Raw genomic sequence first — 5,261 nt, 5'->3', positions numbered from 1 at the left:
GCACCCTTCACGCGCCCGGCACCGGACAGAAAGTCCGGCGTGGTCTCGTGCACGACGATGCTGTCCGGATTGATGCCGAGCGTGCGCGCCAGATTGTTAGCGAGGCGACGCACCTGCGAGACTGGCATGCCGCGAGTGCCGGGAGTGGCGACGGCTGCGCCGCGGGAGAAGCGGGTTTCCGGGCCGGGGTCTGGCGTATCTCCCTCCGGCTGAACTTCTGCCGCCGCCTGCTGCGCAGCCGCCGCGCCCTCGTTGCGCAACTCGTCTTCCAGCTCCTTCAGCGCCGCGTGCTTGTCCAGCATCTCGGCGTAATGCTCGAACGGCGCGCCCACTTTCTTGCGAAGCCGCGCCACATCCTCCTTGCGTGACTGTCTCGCGCTTTCCGCCGCGCGTAAATCGGCGTCAACGCTGTTGATCACGTTGACGATTCTGCGCGTCAGGCCGGTTCCGTCCACATCCTCGCCCATGCCGCGGTAGCGACCGACTGACAGGCTGCGACCGGCCACATCGACGGACACATCGAACCAGCCGGTTGGCATCAGCCTCCTTACGCCAACCTCCTTGTCGTTGCCCGGCTGCCAGTCATGGATGGCGATGATCTTCAGGCCGTTGCCGACGGTGGCGAGCTGGTGCTCATCCTGCGTTGGGCTCGACGCCTCTTCGCGCACCAGATTGTTGAACGCCACCTTCACGGCGTCGCCGAACTCGCCGTAACGATCGAACGACTGCCGGCCGACGCTGCCGCCCTTGAAAGTAAAGTGCTCGCCGCCGATGACCTTCAGCATCTGGCGGTAAATCTCGATACGGCTCGCGGCGTTCTTCTCGCCGCGCTCAGCCTCGGCCAGCGCCGATTTCGCCTTGATCTGCTCGTTCGCGTGCGCCGAGTGCAGCCGCTCCAGCCGCTCCACGTCCTGCCGCAGCCCGGCAAGCTGCAGGGCGCGCGGGTCTCCGGAAGCCAGTGCCGCGGCCTGCTCGTACTGACTGGACTCGCCAAGATCGTCCATGCTGCGCAGCGTCTTGTCGCCGCTGAAAGCCTGGTCGATGAATCGCTGCTTCCTGCCGACCATCTGCCACATGGTCGCGTCGTAGCCGCCCTTGGTGGCGTACCACTTGATGCGCACGACCTTGTTCTGGTTGCGCTGCCGGATGATGCGCCCGTGCGGCTGCTCGACATCGGACGGATACCACGGCGGGTCCATGTAATGCAGCGCCGTCAGGCGGTTCTGCACGTTCACGCCGGTGCCCATCTTCTTGGCGCTGCCGATCAGCACGCGCAGCGTGCCGGCGCGCATGGCCTTGAAGATCGCCTCCTTCTTCGCATCGGTGTCGGCATCATCGAACCATGCGATCTGGTCGCGAGCGATGCCGCCGGCAACCAGCCGGCGAGTGAAGGCCGCGCGTGCATCGAAGCCGCGCTTCTTTCCGGACGCCGCGCCGAAGCCGACGTTGTAGAACACGATCTGCGTGCCGCCCTTGACCGGCATCGGCTTGCCATCACGGTCCACGTAGACGTTTCCGCTCGTGGCCCGGTACTCGGCGATGATCTCGTCCGCCGCCCGGTCCATCTTGGTGGTTTCGCCCGGCCGCACCTCGCCGCCCGGAATGAAGCGCGGATCGGTCGCGGCAAAACGCCCGTCGGTGATGATGGCCAGCACCGGGTCCGGGTTGTTCGGCTCGTTGAAGCTCGGCTTCCATGCTCTGGACGTGGCCAGACGCATCGACAGCGGCCCTTCCTGATACTGCTTCAGCGCCGCCGTCGGCTCGACGATGATCAACTGCGGCTTGCCGCCCTCGATGTCGGGCCGCTCCACCACGGCGCCCAGGTGCTCGCTCTGCAGCACGTCCATGAACTGGCGAACGCGCACCATCAGCTCCGGCACATTCTCGAAGCGCGCAAAGCGATCGACGACCTCGTACTTGCCACTGGCGTTCTGCTCCAGCGCCGGAACCACGTCGCCGTAGGCGCGCGCCCACGAATCGAAGGTTGCCGTGCCGTCGCGGTCCAGCGTGTCCGGCGCGAAGAAGCGCATGACCGTGTACAACTCGCCCATCGTGTTGGTGACAGGCGTTCCGGACGCGAACACGAACGAACGGCCGGGGCGGGCGCGATCGAGCACGCGCGTCTTGACGTACATGTCCAGCGCGCGCCGCGAGCCGTTCGGGTCGATGCCCTTGATCTGTTGCGCGGTGTGGAAGTCCAGCTTCCTGTATGCGTGCGCCTCATCGACGTACAGCATGTCAACGCCGAGATCCTCGAACGGGATCACGTTGTCCTTCTGGCCGGCCGACAGGATGCTGTCGAAGCGCTGCTTCGTTGCCTCGATCTGCTGCTCCAGTTGGCTGCGGCGCACGCGGGATTCGTTGTCTTTGGCAGTGCGGCGCAGTTCATCCTCAAGATCGTCGAGAATCTCGTCTCGAATCGGCTTGATGCTCTCCTCCTTCACGCCGACCCGCTCGAAGGCGCTCTGCGTGATGACGATGGCGTCGGGGTTGTTGAGCGCCGCGGCGGCCGTGAACTCCTTCCTGCGCTCGGCGCTGAAGTTCTTGTCGTCCGCGACCATGATGTTTGCCAGCGGGTACAACTCCATGAACTCGTTGGCGAACTGCTCCAGCATGTGATTCGGCACGACGAACATGGGCTTCCTGATGAGCCCGATCCGCTTCTGCTCCATCGCGCCCGCGATCATTTCGATGGTCTTGCCGGCCCCGACCGCGTGCGCCAGATAGGTGTTGCCGGACACGATCTGACGCCAGATCGCACGCAACTGGTGCGCGTGCATCTTGAACCGCAGGCTCACACCGGGCAGCGTCAGGTGGCTACCGTCGAACCGGCGCCCGGCGATGTTGTTGAAGCGGTCGTTGTACGTCTCGACCAGCGCGGCGGCGCGCTCGCTGTCAGTCCACACCCACGACTTGAAGGCGCTCTTGATCTTCCCGGCCATCTCGTTGGCCGCCGTCGTCGCCTCCGCGTCCACGACGTTCTTCGTTCCTTTGCCGGTATCGGATGGCACGGTCTTCATGACCTTGATCGACCGGCTGTTCAGCAGGGCTTCGAGGAGTTCAGACGGAGACCGGGCGGCGGTGCCGTACTCGGCGCCTACCTTGCGGTCACTGCGCTTGTTGCCGCCTTCGACTGCCCAGCTTTCCGTCTTCGGGTCGAACGTCACGTAGCCGGCGCCGATCATGCTGGCGAACTCGTTGACGTGCTCGGCCGGCACCCATGACGCCCCGAGCTTCACGCCAATCTGCGACGGGCCGAGCCTTTCCGGCTGCGCCTTCTCCAGCGCCTCCACGTTGCGGCGCAGCGAATCATCCAGCCGCGCCGCCTCGATGGCCTCGGCCAGCTTCTCGACCACGTTGCCGGACAGGTACTCGTCCGCCATCTGCATCTCGCCCTGCGGCGTGCGGAACACCTGGTCGCCAAGCGCATCGATGGCATCATCGCGGCTGATGCGCAGCCTTCTCGCGATGTCGTCCAGATCAAGGCGGCCGATCTCGTCCAGCGACACCGCCAGCGCGTCACCGATGGTGCGCACATCGCGCGGCTTCGGTGCGTTGATGGACCGGCCCTTGAGGAACGGCCCCTTGCTGATGACGCCATCGTCGTCGATGGATTCAAGCTGCGTGACGATCGGGCTGTCGTAGTCCTCGATCATCAGCCGGCGGTTGATGTACACGCGCGACTGCTTTTCGATGACGTTGCCGTCCTCGTCCGTGCTCTTTCTGGTGATCAGCCGGAACGCCGTGAAGCGCCCGTGCTTGCTCACGAAGTCGTCGTAAGCAGCGTTGAGCCGCTTCAATGCGTCCTGCCACTCCCCGTCCGTGATCTGCGCGTGCTGCGCCTCGCGCACCAGATCGCGCACGCCGGAATAGTCCTTCAGCCATGCCGTGTCTTTCGCCGACAGCTTCGGCAGCAGCCCGGACAGCGGCACGCCGACGCCATCCTTGACGCGCATCAACTCGCCGTCCTTGACGTAGACGACCCCTTCGCGCTTGACGGCCGGGTCGAAGTCGGCCTTTGCGGTCTCGGTGCGCAGGCTCTGCGCATCCTGCCCATGCGGGCGGTATACGGCCTCCGGCAGCGACTCGACGGCGCGCGCAAACCTGGCATCCAGTTCGGCCGGCGTCTTGTCGTAGCTGACGACCGTGTACTTCTCGCCGCCCATGCCGTTGGAGTTGATTCGGCGGCCTTCGTCGTCCGTGTTGCCGCTGATGCGGTTCTGGCCGAGCACCATGTCGGGGTTGTCGGCGAAATACTCGTTGATGATGACCGGGCCGTCCTTGGTCTCGACGGCCCTGACATCGCGCCACGGCAGGCCGCCTTCCGCATCGCCCGGCGCGCGCTTGCGCAGGAAGATCACGTCGGTGACGACACTCGTGCCGGCGTTGCCTTCGAACGCCGTGGACGGCAGGCGCACCGCGCCCAGCAGGTCGGCACGATCAGCGAGATACCGGCGCGCGCGGTCGCTCTTCTTGTCCATCGTGCCCTTGCTGGTCACGAATGCCAGCACGCCGCCTGGGCGCAGCTTGTCCAGCGACTTGGCAAAGAAGAAGTCGTGCAGCATGAAGCCGTGCTTCTGGTAGCGCGGGTCAGCAAGCACCTGCGTCTGCGAGAACGGCGGGTTGCCGATCACGACATCGAAGTAGTCATCCGGCAGCCGGTGCTTGATGAAGTCGCCGTGAAGCATGTTCTGCTCAGGCGACAGCAGCCGCGCGATCAGCGCGGTGGGTCCGTCGAACTCGATGCCGGTGAACTTCGAGGTGCTGGCCACGGACTCCGGCATCAGCATGCGGAACGACCCGATGCCGGTGCCGGGCTCAAACACCTTGCCGCCGGTGAAGCCGATCCGCTGCAGCGCCGACCAGATCGAGCGGATCATGTTCTCGCTGGTGAAGTGCTGGTACTGCGTGACCTGCAGAATCGACCGCTGCCAATCCTCCGGCAGTGCTGCGGCGCGCTCGGCGAGGCTGCGCCACCGGCCGGCCTCTACGGCCTCCGGGAAGATCAGGCGATTTGGGTTGTTCCGGCGCAGATACTCGCCCGGAACCGGGAACATGCGATTGCGGATTTCGCTGGCCCCGAAGCCGACATATAGCGCGAGCTGCGCCTGCTCCTGCGCAGTGGCGTTGCGCCCCTCGCTTTCGATCTTGCGGGCAAGGTCGATCAGGTCGAGGTTGCGGCTCGCCGTTTCCAGCCACGACCCGGAGCGGGTCAGTCCTCCGGGCTCTGGCCGGAAGTCGGCAGAAACTCTTCCATCACT

Annotated in this window: 1 protein-coding gene; it reads right to left on the bottom strand. The window is 65.3% G+C overall.

The features are described from left to right. The coding region (locus PKE44_RS14575; protein WP_324552441.1) for an N-6 DNA methylase at positions 1-5,261 on the bottom strand (5,261 nt) is incomplete at both ends.

The sequence above is a fragment of the Plasticicumulans sp. genome (assembly GCF_035331805.1).
In the GTDB taxonomy this organism is placed as follows: Bacteria; Pseudomonadota; Gammaproteobacteria; order Competibacterales; family Competibacteraceae; genus Plasticicumulans.
This window is presented reverse-complemented; position numbering and strand designations above follow the sequence as displayed.